This is a genomic window from Mesobacillus stamsii (assembly GCF_030814065.1).
GTDB classification, from domain to species: domain Bacteria; phylum Bacillota; class Bacilli; order Bacillales; family Cytobacillaceae; genus Mesobacillus; species Mesobacillus stamsii.
Map to the genome: position 1 here is coordinate 14,539 of NZ_JAUSUN010000033.1, position 20,164 is coordinate 34,702.

The 20,164-nt window shown below is 39.2% G+C and carries 18 protein-coding genes and 2 pseudogenes; 11 read left to right on the plus strand and 9 right to left on the minus strand.

Annotated elements, in window-relative coordinates:
• The first annotated feature begins 96 nt into the window (after window positions 1-96).
• Window positions 97-1,257: an acyl-CoA dehydrogenase family protein gene (locus tag J2S25_RS17730; RefSeq protein ID WP_307192520.1), complete on the plus strand. Its 1,161-nt coding sequence runs from the start codon at window positions 97-99 to the stop codon at window positions 1,255-1,257.
• A gap of 48 nt (window positions 1,258-1,305) precedes the next feature.
• Entirely contained in the window at window positions 1,306-2,076 is a 771-nt protein-coding gene (locus tag J2S25_RS17735; protein ID WP_044395474.1) for a 3-hydroxyacyl-CoA dehydrogenase, read from the plus strand.
• 534 nt (window positions 2,077-2,610) lie between these two features.
• Here the strand turns inward: J2S25_RS17735 and J2S25_RS17740 are convergent.
• From J2S25_RS17740 to J2S25_RS17770, 8 genes are all read right to left on the minus strand, one after another.
• The gene (locus J2S25_RS17740) at window positions 2,611-3,399 is read right to left on the minus strand and encodes an enoyl-CoA hydratase/isomerase family protein (protein WP_044395476.1); all 789 of its coding nucleotides are present in this window, start codon (window positions 3,397-3,399) and stop codon (window positions 2,611-2,613) included.
• Between the two features lie 23 nt (window positions 3,400-3,422).
• Window positions 3,423-3,845 carry a MaoC/PaaZ C-terminal domain-containing protein gene (locus tag J2S25_RS17745; protein WP_044395479.1) on the minus strand — a complete coding sequence of 141 codons (423 nt, stop codon included), beginning with the start codon at window positions 3,843-3,845 and terminating at the stop codon, window positions 3,423-3,425.
• A 34-nt stretch (window positions 3,846-3,879) separates the two neighbouring features.
• The gene (locus J2S25_RS17750) at window positions 3,880-5,469 is read right to left on the minus strand and encodes an AMP-binding protein (protein ID WP_307192521.1); all 1,590 of its coding nucleotides are present in this window, start codon (window positions 5,467-5,469) and stop codon (window positions 3,880-3,882) included.
• A gap of 139 nt (window positions 5,470-5,608) precedes the next feature.
• Complete coding sequence (locus J2S25_RS17755; protein ID WP_044395483.1) at window positions 5,609-6,388, minus strand: enoyl-CoA hydratase/isomerase family protein; 780 nt, start codon at window positions 6,386-6,388, stop codon at window positions 5,609-5,611.
• Window positions 6,389-6,390: 2 nt separating this feature from the next.
• Window positions 6,391-6,636, minus strand: coding sequence for an AMP-binding enzyme (locus J2S25_RS20075; RefSeq protein WP_369293531.1), 246 nt, complete (start codon window positions 6,634-6,636; stop codon window positions 6,391-6,393).
• A complete protein-coding gene (locus tag J2S25_RS17760; RefSeq protein WP_157841635.1) occupies window positions 6,585-6,749 on the minus strand; it encodes a hypothetical protein in 165 nt (54 codons plus the stop codon). Before J2S25_RS17760 ends, J2S25_RS20075 begins: the two co-directional genes overlap by 52 nt.
• Window positions 6,750-6,820: 71 nt before the next feature.
• Entirely contained in the window at window positions 6,821-7,999 is a 1,179-nt protein-coding gene (locus tag J2S25_RS17765; RefSeq protein ID WP_044395484.1) for a lipid-transfer protein, read from the minus strand.
• A 64-nt stretch (window positions 8,000-8,063) separates the two neighbouring features.
• A complete protein-coding gene (locus J2S25_RS17770; protein WP_307192522.1) occupies window positions 8,064-9,248 on the minus strand; it encodes a CaiB/BaiF CoA transferase family protein in 1,185 nt (394 codons plus the stop codon).
• A 268-nt stretch (window positions 9,249-9,516) separates the two neighbouring features.
• Between J2S25_RS17770 and J2S25_RS17775 the strand changes: the two genes are divergently transcribed.
• From J2S25_RS17775 to J2S25_RS17815, 9 genes and pseudogenes are all read left to right on the plus strand, one after another.
• Window positions 9,517-11,241 (plus strand): sigma-54-dependent Fis family transcriptional regulator, encoded by a 1,725-nt coding sequence (locus J2S25_RS17775; RefSeq protein ID WP_307192523.1) that lies wholly within the window; start codon window positions 9,517-9,519, stop codon window positions 11,239-11,241.
• 453 nt (window positions 11,242-11,694) lie between these two features.
• Entirely contained in the window at window positions 11,695-13,212 is a 1,518-nt protein-coding gene (locus tag J2S25_RS17780) for a Ppx/GppA phosphatase family protein (protein ID WP_307192524.1), read from the plus strand.
• Window positions 13,213-13,267: 55 nt separating this feature from the next.
• The gene (locus tag J2S25_RS17785; RefSeq protein WP_307192525.1) at window positions 13,268-15,382 is read left to right on the plus strand and encodes an RNA degradosome polyphosphate kinase; all 2,115 of its coding nucleotides are present in this window, start codon (window positions 13,268-13,270) and stop codon (window positions 15,380-15,382) included.
• A 162-nt stretch (window positions 15,383-15,544) separates the two neighbouring features.
• Window positions 15,545-15,821 (plus strand): annotated as a pseudogene (locus tag J2S25_RS17790) (nucleotidyltransferase family protein); the annotation flags it as partial.
• Between the two features lie 67 nt (window positions 15,822-15,888).
• A pseudogene (locus J2S25_RS17795) lies at window positions 15,889-16,167 on the plus strand (zinc ribbon domain-containing protein); the annotation flags it as partial.
• A 286-nt stretch (window positions 16,168-16,453) separates the two neighbouring features.
• Complete coding sequence (locus J2S25_RS17800; protein WP_044396719.1) at window positions 16,454-17,089, plus strand: YczE/YyaS/YitT family protein; 636 nt, start codon at window positions 16,454-16,456, stop codon at window positions 17,087-17,089.
• Between the two features lie 564 nt (window positions 17,090-17,653).
• Window positions 17,654-17,920: a hypothetical protein gene (locus J2S25_RS17805; RefSeq protein ID WP_044396716.1), complete on the plus strand. Its 267-nt coding sequence runs from the start codon at window positions 17,654-17,656 to the stop codon at window positions 17,918-17,920.
• A gap of 66 nt (window positions 17,921-17,986) precedes the next feature.
• A complete protein-coding gene (locus tag J2S25_RS17810; protein ID WP_307192526.1) occupies window positions 17,987-18,874 on the plus strand; it encodes an NAD(P)-dependent oxidoreductase in 888 nt (295 codons plus the stop codon).
• A 421-nt stretch (window positions 18,875-19,295) separates the two neighbouring features.
• Window positions 19,296-19,505, plus strand: coding sequence for a hypothetical protein (locus J2S25_RS17815; protein ID WP_044396713.1), 210 nt, complete (start codon window positions 19,296-19,298; stop codon window positions 19,503-19,505).
• Between the two features lie 234 nt (window positions 19,506-19,739).
• On the opposite strand, the gene J2S25_RS17820 is transcribed toward J2S25_RS17815, so the two are convergent.
• Entirely contained in the window at window positions 19,740-19,979 is a 240-nt protein-coding gene (locus tag J2S25_RS17820; RefSeq protein ID WP_198528222.1) for a hypothetical protein, read from the minus strand.
• Between the last annotated feature and the right edge of the window lie 185 nt (window positions 19,980-20,164).

Consider the following 20,164-nt stretch of genomic DNA (forward strand, 5'->3'; position numbering starts at 1 on the left):
ACCATTTACAATACTATCGCTGTCAAACTTTATGTGGTGCTACTATGCTGTTGGCATGAATTTTGCATTATATAAAAATGAAATGGAGGGAAGAGAATGATACCATTAAAAGAAAAAGAAGAGGAAATTTCATTATTGAAAAAATCAATTGAGTCTTTTGCAAAAAAAGAGATGGAGCCCTTCTATGGTAAATGGGAACAGGAGGGGAATATTCCTGTAGGGTTATGGAAGAAACTTGGTGATGCTGGCTTTCTCTGTGTGGATATCCCAGAGCATTATGGCGGATTGGGAACTCCTTTGCGTTATGCAACAACCATTATCGAAGAATTTAGCAGGCTTGGATACAGTTCATTAGCTGTCAATTTATCTGTCCATTCCAATATAGTAGCTCATTATATTCTGAGTTCAGGTACAGAAGAACAAAAGAATCACTACCTGCCGAAAATGGCTACTGGGGAATCAATAGGTGCGATAGCGATGACTGAGCCTGGTGCCGGAAGTGATCTACAAGGAATCAGCACAACTGCAATTAAGAACGAAAGCACGAATGAATATTTCATAAATGGCACAAAAACGTTTATTTCAAATGGTCAGAATTTTGGTTTTGTCATTGTTGTTGCACGAACAAACCGGAAAGTAAAGGCATCAAAGGGAACTTCCTTGTTTATAGTTGACGCTGACACTTTTGGACTCACTAAAGGTAAAAAATTAAAAAAGATTGGCCTTCACTCTGCAGATACATCCGAATTAATCCTAGAAAATGTATCTGTTCCATCCAGCCAGATACTCGGTGAAGTGGATTATGGTTTTGCCGTGCTGATGACTGAATTACCACGGGAAAGGCTGACTTTAGCCATTGGAGCATGTGGGGCAATGGAAGGTATGCTTGATATAACCGTCAAATATCTTCATGACCGGGATGCTTTCGGAAAACATCTCAGTCAACTTCAGGTAATCCGGCATAAAATTGCTGAAATGACAACAGAGGCAAAGGTTAACCGTGCCTATGTAAACCAGTGTTTGAGACAACTGGAGAATAACCAGCTTTCCACTGCGGATGCCAGTGTGGCAAAGCTATCAAGTACGGAAGCTCAAGGACGAATTGCAGACGGCTGTTTACAACTATTTGGTGGATATGGCTATATGCAGGAATATCCAATATCCAGAGCTTTTACAGATGCGAGAGTTCAACGAATTTATGGTGGTACATCAGAAATTATGAAGGAAATCATCAGCAAAGATATTTTAGATAAATAGTTGCTTTGTAAAGTTGGACAATTAATGAATAAATAAGGAGATGGAATGATGGACTTGAAAGGGAAAGTTGCCGTGGTTACAGGTGGAGCGTCTGGATTAGGTTTGGCAACTGTTGAAAGGCTTGCGGAAAAAGGTGCTAAGGTTGTTATTTTTGACCTGAATGAAGAGAATGCGAAAGAAGCTGCCGAACGATTAGGCAACAATGTCACTTATGCTGTTGTAAATGTTACAGATGAGGATTCTGTACAAAACGGGATTGACGTTGCAATTAAAACCTTTGGGGCGATTCATATTTGTGTTAATTGCGCCGGCGTGGGGACACCGGGGAAAACAATTGGCAAAAAAGGTGTACTGCCATTGGAAAAATATAAGCAGGTTATCGATATTAATCTGATTGGAACATTTAATGTTTTACGATTATCTGCAAACAGGATGAAGGATAATGAACCAATCACCGATTCCGGCGAAAGAGGTGTCATTATTAATACAGCCTCGGTCGCAGCATTTGATGGTCAAATGGGCCAAGCCGCTTACGGTGCAAGCAAAGCAGGTGTAGTCGGGATGACATTACCGGTATCACGGGATTTATCCCAGTATGGAATACGTGTTAACACCATTGCACCAGGTTTGTTCATGACACCAATGGCAAATACCCTATCCGAAAAGGTGATACAAAAATTATCAGAAAGTGTTGAGTTTCCAAAGCGTTTGGGACAACCAAGCGAATTTGCTGAACTAGCAACTTTCCTTATGGAAAACGAATATTTAAACGGTGAGGTCATTCGACTGGATGGTGGTATTCGGATGTCGCCAAGGTAAAAAGATAGGCAAATAAGGGGGAATGAAGAGAAGAAAAACGGCAAGAAAGACCCTCTTGAACTTATTTTATCAAAAAATATTGAAGATTTGGAAGGCATAATGGACATTCACGTCATTAGGGTTCACTTCCTGAATTAATGTATAAAAATTCCCCAAAACTAGGATAGGTCCATTCAGCAAAAAGAAGAGATACGAAACCCTTTATAGGAGTGACATAACGAACTATTGAATAAATTATTATTACGCAGTAAAACAATATAAAACCCGAATTTTATCAATTTGGATAAAATTCGGGTTTTTGTGTTTTTAGTAGATAGGAAAGTATAAAACTTTCCTATCTGAAGGCTACAACGTAAGCGCTACACATAACATACCACTCTCAGCATTCAAAGACGCACGACAGAGGCATGGATTCGCTCCACAAGTCACTGAAATACGACGTCAGTATCATTAATGAATCGACAACAAAAAATAAATCCAATGTGACAAAGGCGGACGGTACACTTGACTCAGCTTCCGCAATCTTACAAGATATTAATACCCTTTAAATTCAGGTGTTCTTTTTTCTGAAAAGGCGCTTAATCCTTCACTGAAATCATATGAATGCGTATGATTTTTTAGGGAAAGCAGTTCTTGTCTTAATGAGGTGTCCAGTTTCTGATCAGCGCTGTCTCTCACTAAACGTTTCATTTCTCGCAGGACAAGGGGGCTTTTTGCTGCTACTTTATCTGCTATTTTTTGTGCAGTCTCATTGAGTTCTTCGGCAGGAACGACCTCATGGACAAATCCGTAGTCCTTCCATTCTTTAGCTGGAAACATGTCCCCTGTAAACAGCAGATATTTTGCTCGATTTATGCCAATTTCTTTATGCAGCCTGACTGCACCTCCACCGCCAGGAAGGACACCAAAATTGGCGTGGCCGTCGCCTATTTTGGTTTTTTCTGAAGCAACAACAATATCGGCTGTCATGGCAAGTTCTAGTCCACCGGCAAGTGTAACCCCATTTAATGCCACGATTAGTGGTTTCGATAAATAATTCAGTTTACGGAACAGTTCTTCGGCATAATCAAGAATACCCTTCTCACCATCCGGGTCTTTATTTAAATCCCTTAAAAGTTCTTTTAAATCAGCACCGGCACAGAATGCTTTACCTTTACCGGATAAAATAACAACCCGAATATCATCATCCTGCTCAATCTCCTCAAGTGCTTGAAGGATCTCCATGGTCATTTTTTTTGACAAAGAGTTCATCTCTTCCGGACGATTTAAATAAATCCAGGAAGATTGCTGTTTTTTTTCATAAATAATGGCTTCATAAACCAAGTTAGAAACACTCCTTTTATTCGCTATTTAGAAACTAATGCGGATATTTCTGCTTGTAAAACTTGAATATCATCATAATTGTAAGAAGTGAGTAATAATGTAACCTCACCGGATTTCGTTTTATCTGTTTTTTTAATCACTTCAGCCGTTACATATAGCGTATCTTCCGGATAGACCGGTTTTGTAAATTTAAGATTATTAACGCCTGTTCCAGCAATTATATCCTCTCCCAAAATATTCATATCTGTCCATAATTTAAAGCTAATGCACAAGGTGTGTAATCCTGAAGCAATGATCCCTTTGAACATACTCTGTTTCGCTTTTTCCTCATCAATATGCATGTATTGAGGATCGAATTGTGAAGCAAATTCCATGATTTCTTCTTTAGTCACTGTATAGGAAGCACTTTTGAATTTTTCATCAATCATAATTTCATGATACTTCATCGGCTTACTCCAATCCTAAATTATTCCAATTATTTTAACTCTTTTCCATTAATATGTCCTTGTATTCATCCTTAAGGGAACGTTTTAATAATTTCCCGGCAGAGGTTAACGGCAAATTATTCCGGAAAACAATGTGCTTCGGCGTTTTATAACCAGACAGTGTTTTCTTGCAATGTGCTATAATTTCCTCCCCGGTAAGTGTTGCCCCGTCTTTTAAGACAACTGCCGCGATAACTGACTCCCCCCATTTCGGATCAGGTACACCGAAAACTGCACATTGATTTATTTTGGGGTGCTGACTGATAACGCTCTCCACCTCTTGGCTGGAAACATTTTCTCCGCCTGATTTAATAATATCTTTTTTACGGTCTGCAAAATAATAATTGCCCTGATCATCGCGAATTAAAACATCCCCGGTATGGTACCATCCATTTTGAAAGGCCTTATGATTGGCTTCTTCATTCCTGTAATAGCCGGTGACAACAACAGGACCGCGGGCAATTTGTTCACCTGGCACCCCATTCGGAACTTCATTGCCATCGTCATCCATTAATTTAATTTCACTGCCTGCGAGCATAACACTTCCCACATACCTTCCGTCGCCATTTGGAACTTCATCCCATGTTTTAAACCAGCTGGCAGTTAGAGGAGTTGCTGTTGTTTCACTGGAACCTTGTATAGTTAAAAATTTCGCATCCGGTGCAATTTTATTCCATCCATCCACCATGCTCCTTGGAATGGTACTTGACCATGTAATCAATTTCTGACAAGAAGATAAATCATATGGATCAGCAGCTCCCAGGATTCCTAAATACAGTGTAGGCGGAAGGGCGGTAAAATTAATTTGATGCTTTTCTATCAGCTCTGCCATTTGTGCGGGAGTAGGCGTCTCCGTCATGATAATCGTTATGCCGATCATATTGGCATTCAGCAAAAAGGTGAATCCGGCCATATGAATTATAGGCAGAGATAATAGCAGAATATCCTCTGGATGAAACGCACCTGTTGACATATAGGTATAATTTGCAAATAGGAAGTTTTTGTGATTAATCATCACACATTTTGGGGCGGACTCGGTGCCGCTCGTGTAAAAAAGTGATAACACATCATCATCATATAATTCCGTTTCTGGTTCAGCATCACTTCCGTGCAGCAACTGACTAAAATCTCCCCAACCAGCAGGCAAATCAGCTGTACGAAGACTGTATATCTTTTCAATTCCGGTTAATTTATCGGCAATTGACTTCACTAGGTCAATATGTGTTTTATCAACGAAAAACAGCCGGGGTTGTGACGTATGAAGAAGCTGGCGTACTTCTTCTGCCTTCAGCATAAAGTTCAACGGCGTATACCAGGCACCAATTTTTGCCAGTGCGTAGGCTAAAATAACAATCTCCGGGCTGTTTTTTCCAATGACTGCAATCCGGTCTCCTTTTTGTACCCCTTTTTCTCGAAGTGAATGGGCCACCTGATTGACCTGTTTATTTAATGCTGCATACGTGTACGTTCGCTGTTCGCCGTCTACACTGTAAAATACTAATGCAGGCTTTTTCGGATACCGGTAACTTGCTCTTTTTAATCCATCCCCAATAGTTGCTCTTGTTTTCAAATTTTCATTTAACAAAATTTTACCCTCCCATTTTTGTTCGTCTCATTTAATTCGACTTTTATTCGAGCAACATGATTAATAATTGCAATCTTATTTAGCTTTTTTTCAACTTTATTCACTCCCTTTTAAGTTTTTTATTAATTGAAGAAAATGCTTATTCCCCTTTAAAGACTGGTTTTCTTTTTTCAATAAATGCCTGCCTCCCCTCTTTAAAATCCTGCGTTTGAAATATAATGGCCTGCCCCATCGCTTCCATTTCCAATACACTTTCCAATGATGAATAGGGCGCTTGGTGCATGATCCTTTTTGCTAATCCCAATGCTTTCGTTGGCCCTCTTGCTAATAATCTAGCAAGTTTTTTGGCTTCCTTCCCTGCTTGACCTTCTGCTACAACCTGATTTATTAAGCCGAACTCCAACGCTGTATTCGCATCAATCGTTTTTCCAGTAAAAACTAATTCTGCTGCCTTATGCATGCCGATTTTTTGTGGAAGGAGATACAATCCTCCCATATCAGGTAAGGCACCCACATTGGCAAAAATTTCCGCGAATGAAGCTGTTTCGTCGGCAATGATTATGTCACAGGCAAAAGCCAGATTACTGCCTGCTCCAACTGCGGGTCCATGCACTGCAACGACTACCGGCTTCTCCATATTGTACAAACCGATCAACGCTTCATGGCCGCGTTGCAGAAATTCCTTTACTTCGATTGGATTCGTATCGTCCATTCCAAAATCCTTTAAATCGCCACCTGCACAAAATGCTTTTCCTTCACCATAAAGGAGGATCGACCGAATGGACGGATCTCTTTTTGCCTTATTTATCGCCTCTCCGAGCTCTGATAACAGCTCCGCATTTAGGGCGTTCAACCTATCTGGACGATTTAGCGCGATCTCGAATACGCCCTGATTACATGTTGTATTGACAATGGACATATTTACACCTCATTTTCAACGATTGTGTATTGCTGTCTAAGCTGATATTTCAACAGCTTTCCAGAAAGGTTTCTTGGCAAGACATCAACAAAAATCACTTTTTTCGGAGTTTTATAACTTGCTATATTTTCTTTGGCAAATGCGATCAATTCTTTTTCTGTTAGTTCAGAATCAGCTTTTTTAGCAACAATTGCAGTTACAAGCTCGCCCCATTTTTCATCCGGTGTTCCAATAATCCGTTCGCTAATTTGTTAACGCTTTCATTAAACTCAAAATAATTGTACCGCCGGTCTTCATAATGTAAGGCCTCGTGAAGGGGCTGCCTTTCTGTGTTAATTTCTAACGCTTCTACAATATTCATCAACGAACACTCCTATTTTTTTAAAATGGAATACAGTAGCCCTGACCCGTCACCGTGTTACATTCATGCCACTATACCGTTTGATACATCGTAACTATGCAAGCTCCACCAAGGCCCACATTATGCTGCAATCCAACTTTTGCTCCCTCAACTTGCCGTTTTCCCGCTTCTCCACGAAGGTGCCAAACAAGCTCCGTGCATTGTGCAAGCCCTGTTGCACCAAGGGGGTGTCCTTTAGACATTAGCCCACCTGAAGGATTAACGACGAATTTTCCGCCATAAGTATTGTCCTCATCATAGATGAGCTTCTCTGCTTCACCTTCTCCGACAAGTCCTAGTCCTTCATAGGTGATTACTTCATTAGGGGTAAAACAATCATGCAATTCCACTACATCAACATCTTCCGGGCCAACACCGGATTTTTCGTACACTTCTTTTGCAGCTTCTTCAGTCATTTTAAGACCGACCAGTTGCATATTATTTTCCTTCGAATCCGGTTTATCTGTTGTCATCGATTGAGCAGTTATTTTGACTGCATTTTGAATATTGTGTTTTTTGGCAAAGTCATCACTGCAAACGACTACTGCAGCTGCACCACACGTTGGCGGACATGCCATCAATCTGTTAAGACCAGGATACACTTCCGGCGATTGCATCACTTCATCTAATGTGATTTCTTTGTTAAACAGGGAATAAGGGTTATTTACTGCGTGCTTCCTGGATTTAACAGCAACCTTTCCAAATATATCCGGACTTGCGCCATATTTTTCAAGATACTCTATTGCGGCTGCACCAAATACTTTTAAGGCAACAGGTCCATCCGGTAATTCAGGGTTTAATGTTTCAAACTGATCGTAAATCCATTGAAACGGCGACATGCGGTCGGTCCAATTTTCACTCAGTGCCCCCGGTTTCATTTCCTCAAATCCAAAAGCCAGTACACATTCCTCTGCACCAGATTCGACTGCCTGTCGTGCCAAGTAGAGTGCGGTGGAACCTGATGAGCAATTGTTGTTCACATTTATAATCGGAATTCCTGTCATGCCGACGCGATATAAGGCGGTTTGACCGCTTGTACTGTCACCATAAACATAACTTGCATACGCCTGATTAACATCTGAAAGACTGATTCCCGCATCTTTCAAGGCGTTCGTAATTGCCTTCGAAGCCATGATTTCATAAGGCTCATTTTTTCCCGGCTTTTCAAACTTCACCATACTAACACCGATCACGTTTGCTTTGCTTGTCATATTGTTTCCTCCCAATTTTTCGGGCGAACCCATATTCAGATCCACAGCCCTTTAATCATATCGTTTAACCAAAAATTCCTTTTTCGGACAGTACGGCTATTTTCGAATCATTCCAGCCTGCCTTTTTTAAAACCTCCTTTGTATGTGTTCCGGTTTGCACACCCGTATGGCGATAGGAAGCTGGTTGATTGGAAAACTTTATCGGAAACGCAATCTGATCCTGCGTGCCGCCACTTGGCATTGATACAGGAACAATCATCTCACGCGCTTTTATGTGTGGATGTTCAACTGTTTCAGCGAATTTCAAGACAGGTTCGACACATCCGTCAAAATCATTCCCAAGGAGCGCAAGCCATTCATCAAATGTTTTTTCTTTAAACGCGATCTTCACTTTTTCCTTAAATTGCTGTTGGTCCGCTGTCTTCGTGCTACTGCTTATTGTCAGTAATGCTGGTTCCCCAAGTAAATGACACAGTTCTTTTTGGAATTTTGGCTCCAGACTACCGACAGAAAAATATCGACCGTCTTTTGTCTCGTAATAATCGTAAAACGTTCCCCCATTAAGCATCAGTGATTCCGCACCCGGATTTTCCCCACCTGCCAGATAACCAGATCCGTATAATGCATTAAAAGCATACAAATTGTCCGTAATACTCACATCAATATGCTGGCCTTCCCCAGTCTGCAGTCGGTGATAGACAGCAGCTAAAATACTGATTACTGCAGGCATAGAGCCACCGCCAATATCAGCCACTTGAATCCCTAACGGAATGGGTGCCTGATCCTTTCTCGAGGAATAACTTGCAGCACCTGATATGGCTAAATAATTAATATCGTGCCCCGCCTTATTACTCATTGGTCCTGTTTGTCCATATCCGGTCAGCGAGCAATAGATAATGCTCGGGTTCACTTTTTTCAATGTTTTATAGTCAATTCCCAACCGCTCCATAGTACCCGGCCTGAATTGTTCAATAACGATGTCGTACTCCTTAATGAGGCTGAAAATCACTTCTTTTGCATCCACTTGTTTTAAATCAAGTGCAACTGATCGCTTGGAGCGGTTGAGTTGCGCATATGCTGCCGATACTTCATCGATTATTGGCGGAAGATGTTTGGTCATATCCTCCCGGTGCGGAGATTCCACCTTCACGACATCTGCGCCCATATCCGCCAGCATCATCGTTGCAAACGGACCCGGTAGCAGCGTCGTAAAATCCAATACTTTCAAACCATTCAAAACACTCATCATGTTTCCTCCTCGTATCAACAATGGACTGATTGCCATCAAGTCCTCACCTGGGTTCTTTATACCTATACTTTTCTTACACTATATACTAGCAAAAAGCATGCCAACTTTTCGGTGGGTCACGGCAAGGGTATTTACGATATATTGTTAATAACCATTAACAGATGAAGTGTAAAGTGATAAGATTAGTTAACAAAAAGTTGACTAAATAATTTTAAATTTCTGATAATAATTTGATACAATAGAGTAAAGATTATTTTTCGAAGGAGGAATGAATTTGCTAATCTCAAACTATATGACAACCCATTTTGTAAAATGCACATTGGGAGATACGTTAGATAATGTTCTCAAGGTGTTTTTAAAGGGAAATTCAAAAATATTACCAATTGTAAATTCGAATGGAGAACTGACCGGAATCATCACAAAAAATTCAGTTTTTCGCCTTCTGGTAAATAAAACACCACTTGAAACATCAATTGAAGAATTCTATAAAGCGGATCCGGTTTTTGTAACCGAAACAGATACACTGGAAGAGGCAAGAATTCATTTGCTGAATCATAATATAGGACATGTCCCTGTGGTGAATAAAGAAAAAAAACCTGTTGGATTGCTCTCAACCCAGGAATTATTAGACTCCTATAATATTATCTATACTCAATTAAATTCGGTAATTGATTTTGCCTATGACGCGATGTTTGTCGTAAATAAAAATGCAGTCATTACCTTGGTGAATACCAGTTTCTCTGATTTATTTCAATTAAGTAGCAAAGACGTTTTATCCAAATCCGCTGCGGAATTATTCCCTGAACTGGATATAGAAAATGTGATGAAGCGGGGAATAAACATCATCAACGCACCACAAATTATAAATGGGCAACAATGCCTCCTTTCTATCAACCTGATCAAGGAAAATGGAGATTTGAACAGTGCCATTTGTAAAATTGCCTTCCGAGGCTTAACACAACTGCAGGAGGCACTGACAAAAGTCAAAAGACTGGAGAAACAAGTTTCAGCCTATAAAGATGAAATCCATAACACCAAAGGCACGAGATACACATTACATGATATTGCCGGCGAATCCAACGTAATTAAAAAAGTTAAACATGAGGCGGTACTAGCTTCAAAAAGCATTTCCACCGTTTTGATCACTGGCGAAACTGGTACAGGGAAAGAGATGTTTGCCCAAGGGATTCACGCTGCATCCAATCAACCAGGAAGATTTGTGGAAGTGAATTGTGCTGCAATTCCGGCGGAACTGCTTGAATCAGAGTTTTTTGGATACGTAGGCGGTGCGTTTACAGGCGCAAAACCAGGCGGGATGAAAGGTAAGTTTGAAGTAGCACAAAATGGAGCAATATTTTTGGATGAAATTGGGGATATGCCTCCCCAACTACAGGTGAAATTGTTGCGCGTTTTACAAGAGAAGGAATTCCAGCCAATCGGCAGTTCGAAGACTATTCATTTAAACATGAAAATCATTGCTGCGACAAATCAGGATTTAGAAAAGTTAATTCGTGTCGGTAAGTTTAGAGAAGATTTATATTATCGTTTAAATATTATGAGTATCCATATCCCCCCTCTTCGCGAAAGAATAGAAGATGTGCCTGAGATTGTAAATAGCATTATCCATAATCTAAATCAGAACGGTTTCTATATTAAAGGTATAACACATTCAGCATTGACAAATTTAATGGAGTATTCATGGCCCGGCAATGTGCGTGAATTACAAAACACTCTCGAAAGAGCAGCAAATATACGAACCGGAGACTATATTGATGTTGATGATATTTCTCCCATGCCAAGGAATGTTGAGAAAACAATAGGTATTCCAAATAATAGTGGATATAATTTTAAAAACAGAATTCATATCACTGAAAAAGATACGATCGTAGAAGCACTTCAGAAAACGGGTGGGAATAAAACACGGGCGAGTGAGCTACTTGAAATTAGCAGGCCTTGGTTGTATAAGAAGATGAAAGAGTATGGGTTGTATTAACGGGACACCCGTCACTGCTTTGTTATATGCGACAAAGGGACGGATCCAGCGTCGAAAACTGTAGTAATTCAACTGTATAATCCTAGTCAAAAAATGAATTTCGGCCCAATTTTAAAAAAAGGTAAACCATAGGCTCAACTAAGATTCATTATAGCTATACTAAAATATTTCCTTTCCCGAATGAGACGTGAGAACATTCCGACCGTCCCTGTGTCTTGTGTCTTGTGGCTGGAGAAATGAAACAAATGCTTAGTCATAATCTCTCTGAAAATCCCTTCCATTCAAAAAACATCTAACATTCTTCATTCCCCCCCATATGTTATGATATGCTCATTATAGAACAGATACTTTAACTCTTTAATTAGCATGTATCATCTAAATTATTCAATTAGTGGTATCGATTTTATAACTTCAAAGAAAAACAAAAGTAAATTAGACAAGGCGAGGGTAAAGATGGTAAAAAAAATAGCCATAGTGGATATTGGTTCAAATACAGTCCGATTGGTCATCTATCGGGTCAAATCAGAAAATGCGATAAAAGTCATTGAAAACATAAAGATTGCGGCTCGACTGCAAACGTATTTGAATGCTGATTTGGTATTAAAATCGGAGGGGATCAAAATCCTTGTAGATTCCCTAAATGTTTTTAAAGAAATGATTGCTTTGCACAATGTTGAATCGATAAAGATTTTTGCAACAGCAGCCATACGAAGCTCCAAAAACATAGGAGAAATAAAGCAGATTGTCAATGATAAAACCGGCTTTTCTATTGACGTTTTAACAGGGGAAGAGGAAGCAAAATACGGTTTTCTTGGAGTCATTAGTTCGACAGACAAAAATGATGGAATAACTGTCGATTTAGGAGGAGGAAGTCTTGAAATTACCCAATTTCGAAATAGGAAAATGGTCCACTCCTATAGTTTCTCTTTTGGCGTTTTATCGTTAAAGCAACAATTCCTTCCAACAAACAAGCCTACGGATACAGAACTTACCAGCCTAGCTGCTTATATTCAATCGCAAATTCAATCAATTGATTGGTTGAAAGATTGTCAGCTGCCGATTATTGGCATTGGTGGAAGCGCGAGAAGTATCGGTGCCATTGATCAGGTAATGAAAAGCTATCCAATAAATTCTGTTCATCTTTATGAAATCGATAAAGGAGACTTGGATTCAGTAAAAGAAAGAGTAAAATCCTTATCTTTTAATGAAATTCAAACAGTGTTGGGACTTTCAAAAGAGCGAGCAGAAATTGTTTTCCCTGCGGTTGAAGTATTTCTGGAGATATACCGGACAGTAAATGCTCCAGTTCTCCAAATAAGTGAAAAAGGACTGAGAGATGGAGTCTTATTGGATCATTTAAAGCTAAATGGGAGTTTTCAAAAAAAATTAAGTGAAAGTCTCAGAGAAATTTCATTTGAATACGACATAGATTTGGATAAAAGAGAGTTGGTTTTTAAGACGGCGCTTATGCTTTTTGAATCCCTTAAAGCAGTAAATACAGATCTAATCGAAGAAGATATACAAGACTTACACCGAGCAAGCTATCTATACAATTTGGGCGAAGTGTTAGAAAGAGATTATGCTAGTGCCCACTCATTTTATATTTTATCCAACCGGAATTTTCTAGAGCTGCCTCATCGTGACTGGATTAAAATTGCTTTATTAGCTTCATTCCAATCAAAAGCTGCCTTTAAAGAAAATATTAGTCCTTATAAAAATTGGTTTGAAAAAAACGAAAGAAGAAAATTACGGCTCTTAGGCTCCATCTTAAAATTTGCATTCGTACTCAACAATACGAAAAGAGAAATTATTCAAGAAATACATTGCAATGATGAGGGAGAGTTTATTCAGCTTGAAATAGTATGCATCAAGCAGTGGATGGCAGAGGAAAAGGCAGCAGAAAAACAAATCAAACATTTGGAAAACGCATTGGAAAAAAGAATAAATCTACATTTTACAATGGCTGATTGAAGTGAAAAGGGCATGCAAATTCATAAGAAGATTAGTTAATAAAGGTGTGGGAGATATGGAAAACAATATTAAACTAAATGAACCTTCAAATTTTAATAACCGGGAACTCAGTTGGCTGAGTTTTAATAAAAGAGTCCTAGAAGAAGCAAGGGACGATTCTAATCCCCTGTTGGAAAGATTAAAATTCCTAGCTATTTTTAGTTCGAATTTGGATGAGTTTTTTATGGTTAGAGTGGCCGGATTAAAAGATCAAATTAAAGTGGGATTTACTCAGCCTGAAAATAAAGCAGGTTTAACCCCAAAGGAACAAATGGAAAAAATAACAAAAATAACCCATAAGTTGGTCGCCATACAAAATAAAACTTATCAAGAATTATTAACGGCTTTAAAAAACGAAGATGTATCCTTTCTTTCTATGCAAGAACTTTCTCCAGAATGCCTTAGTTATCTTGAACAGCATTTTGATAAGATTATTTTTCCTGTATTAACACCACTGGCTGTTGATGCATATCGCCCATTTCCGTTGTTGGCAAATAAACGAATTAATCTAGACGTAACCCTATACGAAAAAGATGATAGCGGCAATACCGAAAAAAAATTTGCCATCGTGCAGGTACCGAAAGGATTGGATCGATTCGTTGAGATTCCTAACCAGGATGAAGGTCATAAACGAAAATTTGTTTATATCGAAGAACTGATTAGCCACTTTGTATATAAACTATTCCCGGGTATGCAGGTTCAATCAGTTACAATCTTTCGAATTACTAGGAATGCGGATTTGGAAATTCATGAAGAAGGGGCAAGGGATCTGCTGAAGGAAATTGAAGAAGAACTGAAAATGAGGAAATGGGGTGCAGCCGTCAGGTTAGAAGTCTCAAAAAAATTCATCGATAAGGAGGTGCTTGCATTTTTCATAGATGAACTGGAAATTCATGAAAAAGATATTTATTTTCTTGAAGGCCCACTCGACTTAACTTTTCTTTTCGGATTTTACAAGCAACTTGCTGCGTTTAAAGAACATCTTACTTTTGAGACGTTCCTGCCACAACCTGCGCAGGATATGATTATCGAACAAGAGGGAGTGAAAAAGAATATTTTTGAAATAATCAAAGAAAAAGATGTTCTCCTCCATCACCCTTTTGAATCGTTTGAACCAGTAATTGATTTTATTCGCAGTGCAGCAGAGGACGATCAAGTTCTTGCCATCAAACAAACTCTATATCGTGTGAGTGAAGAATCTCCGATCATAAAATACTTGATTAAAGCAGCTGAAAATGGGAAACAAGTACTTGTCCTTGTGGAACTAAAAGCAAGGTTCGATGAAGAACATAATGTTCAGTGGGCAAAAGAACTGGAAGAGGCTGGCTGTCATGTGATATACGGGAAGACATTACTAAAGACACATAGTAAAATAACCCTTGTTGTGCGAAAGAATCATGACGTGATCGAAAGATTTGTTCACCTTGGTACAGGAAATTATAATGAAGAAACAGCAAAGGTATATACTGATTTAGGATTATTTACTGCAAATGAAGAATTCGGAATCGATGCAACCAATTTCTTTAATTATTTAAGTGGTTTTATGGAAAAACCCCCATTTCACCATTTAATTATGGCGCCTAATGATATTAGAGAAGAATTTATTCAATTGGTTGACAAAGAGATAGCGTTTCATCAACAGTCTGGCAATGGCAGGATCATAGCAAAAATGAATTCCTTTACGGACAAAAAATTAATCATTAAGCTATATGAGGCATCAAGAGCAGGAGTGAAAATTGACTTGATCGTGAGGGGGACATGCTGTCTGCGACCCGGGATTAAAGGGGTCAGTGAGAACATTCGTGTGATTAGTATTGTTGGAAGGTTTTTAGAGCACAGCAGAATTTATTATTTTCATCAAAACGGTCAAGAAAAAATATTGCTTTCTTCCGCTGATTTAATGACAAGGAATATGGAAAAGCGCGTGGAAATTACTTTTCCAATTCTTAATCTAAATTTGAAGGAACGAATAAAGCAAAATCTTGCGATATACCTTATGGACAATGTAAAAAGCCGTGAACAGGATCGACTTGGAAACTATACTTATGTAAAGAGAAATACAAATGAGGAATTGGTAAACAGCCAAATGAATTTATGGGCTTTAGCATATGACAATATGGATGACGAATAGTAAACATACAGTCGTATAGAGAGATAATATTATAAAATTTTCTGAATGAGAAAAACTTCCGATTGTCCTGCGCATTGCCAGGATTTTTTCTTCCTCTGGAGAATAATTTAAAAGAGGATGTTATCATGGAGATATGAATAATGAGGAAATGGCGGTGATAGGATGGTGTCACAACAAGAAATCCTTCATGTACTTTCAAGTAATCTAAATAGTTGGAGAGAAAAATACGGTTGTTAAGCGCATTGGACTGTTTGGTTCGTATAGCCGTGAAGAACAAAAAGATTCTAGTGATATTGATGTAATTGTTGAATTTAGTGATTCTCATTTATCCTTTGACAACTATATGGATTTGAAATTTCACCTCGAAGATACCTTCCAAAAACCTGTCGACCTGGTTATTATAAATGATATAAAGCCTGCCTTAAAGCCAAGCATTTTAACGGACTTTCATGTTCAAGTCTTCTATCACCACAGCATCAAAATTAGAAGCTAATTCTTTTGATTTAATGTCACAAACCCTTCACTTTGGAAAAAGCGTTCACGACAATGGTTGGGGCATGTTCACCACTTTCTTAGCGTACAAGCTAAAAGAACAAGGGAAACAGATGGTGAAAATTGATAAGTGGTTTCCTTCCACTAAAAAATGTTCTTGTAGTGGTGCAGAAAAGCCTATGTCGCTATCTGAACGTACTTACCATTGTTCATGTGATTACGTGGCAGATCGTGACTACAATTCAGCTATCAACATCAAAAAGGAAGGATTAAGATTATTAGCGTTAGCATAGAAACAAAAACTCTTGGAACAAGAGGGTTAGCTCGGTCAGTTTTTGTTGGCTAGGAAAAGCAACGATAAGTCGAGAAGCCCCCACTTCAAGCCACCTGTAAGGGTGGTAAGTGGTGGGAGTAGTTCACGGAGTGCCAAGTATGCATAGAAAGCCGGAAATTTTTTTGAAGGATATACTCTAATCGCTGCTAATAAGGTGTTAAAGTATACAAAAGGGTTGCCTTATGAAGACTTAATCGAGAACGACTTAGTACTAAATTCATTAACCAAGTTGAAAGAGTGATAGAATGAAGTTTAAAATACAATTACCATTTTTTGTTGTAGGACTTATTCTTTTTAGTTACGGCATAGCTGTGGCAATCAAAGTTAATTACTTAGGGGTCCACCCGTGGGATGTATTGAATATTGCTCTTTTTGATAAAATTGGATTGACAATCGGAACATGGAACGTAATTTTTGGGATGATGCTTGTTCTTGTCTCGCTTTTGATTGATCGTACTTTTGTGAATATTGGTACCTTTATTAATGCATTGATGGTCGGCCCAATGGTTGACTTTTTTCTTTGGTTAGATGTTTTGCCCCAGGCTTCCACTCTCATGGTTGATGTTTTGATATTGCTGTTTGGTATTGTGATCATGGGCATTGGAGGAGGAATGTATAATGCTGCTCGAATCGGTTCAGGGCCAAGAGACGGTTTTATGCTTGCGATTTCAGTTAAGCTCGGGTACTCAATCAGCAGAGTACGAATGATTGTGGAGAGTATTGTTTTGATGATCGCCTTATTAATAGGCGGGCCGGTTTTTATTTTTACCTTTATTTTTACATTCATCCAGAGTCCTATTTTCCAGGCTTCCTACAAGGTTTGTACAGGATGGATTGAAAAGTTATCTAGCGCAATAAACAATAAGGTGATTTCGATGTAATATTTGTCTCTTTTAATGGGACGACAGAAGAACGAAATCGAAATTTAGATTAATGCGGAGTTTTTTAAGCCTACTTTCGGCATATTCCCTTTGTTTTAAATGGATTTTTTCACGCAATCGGGATTTAAAATCAGCATATGTAAATTTTCTCCGATTTCCATTGTCACTGATACATAAGGAATGGGTGGGGATTTCATGATGCCTTAGCTTTTTTGTACTATAATATGAGATATAGTGAAGAAGAGAATGAATAAGACAAGCCAGGGCTGCGGGCGGTTAAAGTCTCGATACGATATATATTCTTATTAAACTAAAGTCACCACGAGGTATCATAATGGCAAAAAAGAAAAAGAATTTGGGACCGAGACGCAAACGGATGAAACGAGATGCCGAGCTTCAGAGTGCTAAGTCGTGGCTAAAGAAATAAGATGGGAAAAATGTTGTTAAATCTTACAGTAAATGATTCGCTGTTGATCCGGTTTGTGCGTTGAAAGAACTGGAGTTATTGGGATCCATTTTACTGAAAAAGAAAAAACGAATGTAAACAAGAGCCAAGAGGACTGAATGAAACAAAAACAGCTCTTAAAAGCAAGGAGATTGCAAAAGAGAAAAGAAAGGGAAATGGAGGAGTATGATGAATGGTTTGATTTTATCAGGGGCTTCACCGAGAGAGACACACCGTTTGGGCTTACATATGATAAACTGGAAAAAATAGAAGCGCAAGAAAGAGAACGAGAAGAATTAGTGAAAGCTTTAACAGATCCGAGTTTGTACTGGGTTGATGAACAATTAAAGTGCGAGGAAAGTTCAACCTTTTGGGAAAATCGATGAGGAAATGCAATATGGACACTATGTTTAAAATCAAAGAAAAAAATGAGCGTAGGAGGTAATGGTTGGATGGAGAAAACAATTGGTTTTGTTGGTCTAGGCAATATGGGGGCACCAATGGTCATGAGCCTGTTGAAGGCGGGATATCGTGTGAAGGTATACAATCGTACTCCGGAAAAAGCGGAAACTGTTATTGCTGCTGGGGCGGATCGGGTGGAGCATCTTGCCGATGTGGCCGTTCCTGGCGGCATTGTCATTACGATGGTGTCTAACGATCAAGCATTGGAAGAGGTGACAATTGGTGAAAAGGGTTTCGGGCACAAGCTTGAGGAGGGAAGTATCCATTTGTCAATGAGTACAGTTTCACCGGAAACTTCACGGAAGCTTGCTGCATTCCACGGTAAGCACAATAGCCATTATGTCGCATCGCCTGTTTTTGGTCGCCCGGATGCTGCTGCTGCACAGAAATTATTTATCTTATCTTCAGGTTCAAGTAAGGCAAAAGAGAGGACAAAGCCTGTTCAAGAGGCAATGGGCCAGCGGGTGTTTGATCTTGGCGAGGATCCAGGGAATGCGAATGTGATTAAACTTGGCGGGAATTTCATGATTATGGCGGCCATGGAGGCGATGGCCGAATCGTTTAATTTGGCAGAAAAGAATGGAATAGATCGGCAAGTGGCGGCAGAGGTGTATGCGTCCACATTATTTAATTGCACAGTATACAATGGATACGGTTCGATGATCGCCAACCGAAGATTCGAACCGGCAGGCTTTCAGCTAGAGCTTGGCTTGAAGGATTGCAATTTGGTATTAGAGGAAGCCAACGCTAAACAGACACCGATGCCCTTTGCAAGCATTTTGCACGATACCTTGCTCGCATCAGTAGCAAAAGGCAGAGGAAAGCAAGATTGGTCAGCACTTACCAGAATTGCATCCGAGAACGCTGGATTGAAGTAACACGGTATTCGTGTTTATTTTTTTAGAACTTCGGTCATGTTTCTATTTTCATTTTACGACAGAATCCACCCCACCGGCTGTGAGGTGGACCTTCTGTTCAAACTAATTTAACGGATTTCCGAAAGAAGTCTCCCATCCTCAAGGAATGGGAAGGGCTAAAGCCCAATGAGTAGGTGGGAGATGAATTTCGGTTGGCTTTAGCCAAAGGTTTGGGTATAATCGGTCTTAGATAGAATAAAATTGATTTATCATTGAAATTAGACAGTAACCTGTAAGGGTGGTAAGTGGTGGGAGTAGTTCACGATACATAACGTGCAGTTTCCTTGTGTGCAAGCTCATGTTATAATGAAGAACTTAGTTTCAGCTCACGGGTGCCAAAAAAAAGCCACCGCTCAGCGATAAAATATAGAGGTGTAAGAGAATGAATAAACGATGGACAATCGCTAAAATTAAGGAATTTGTTGAGAAAAATTCAGAAAGTAAATTGCTATCAACGGAATATCACGGATTCTCTCAAAAGTTACTATTTAAATGTGCATGTGGATCCAATTTTGAAAAAACATTTACGAAGTTTAAAAATAATAACCAGCGTAAGTGTGATGTTTGCCAGCCGCCAAAAGAGTCACGCTAATTGGAAAGTATGGAAATTCGAGAGAGGCAAGAATGTTAGAGTAAAAGTTTCGTCCATTTGCTTCTGCAGAATATGATGAAATGTATATCGGGTGATACGCTCCTTTTTTTATGAGCAAATACTAAAGCAGATGTCCTGTAATGGTCATCTGCTTTTTTCTTATTGTCGGAATCTAACATAAGCGCTTCGTCTTCAGAGGGTTTTTGTCGATATTTCCCGGGAAAAGGAGAATATTCACTCATCCTTAGATAGGACATTATACTTCCTAAGGCCGCTAAATCGCTTTTTCTTTTTCATGTACTTTTCGTTGAGGACGAGTACTTTCCCATTTTCGGAAACAGTAAATTTGCGGTAGACGGATTTGTATTTTTCAAATGCTAAGTGACCCGAAGTATAAACAGGGAAAATGATGGCGATTAGGATCAGAGCATCCTTGATAACATGGAATGGCTGCTCGAAAACATATCTCGTCATTACGGCTTTGGATGCAAAAGCCACTATTAGGATGATCAGTATGTTGCAGACGTGAAATATCCGCTCCAGTTCATTTTTAAAAAAGAGGGAATTGAACTACCCCCACTTACTGACCTTACGGTCTAGTTGAAGTGGGAGATTCTTGGGAACAGAGCGTACTTGTTGACATATTTCTTTGCCAACAG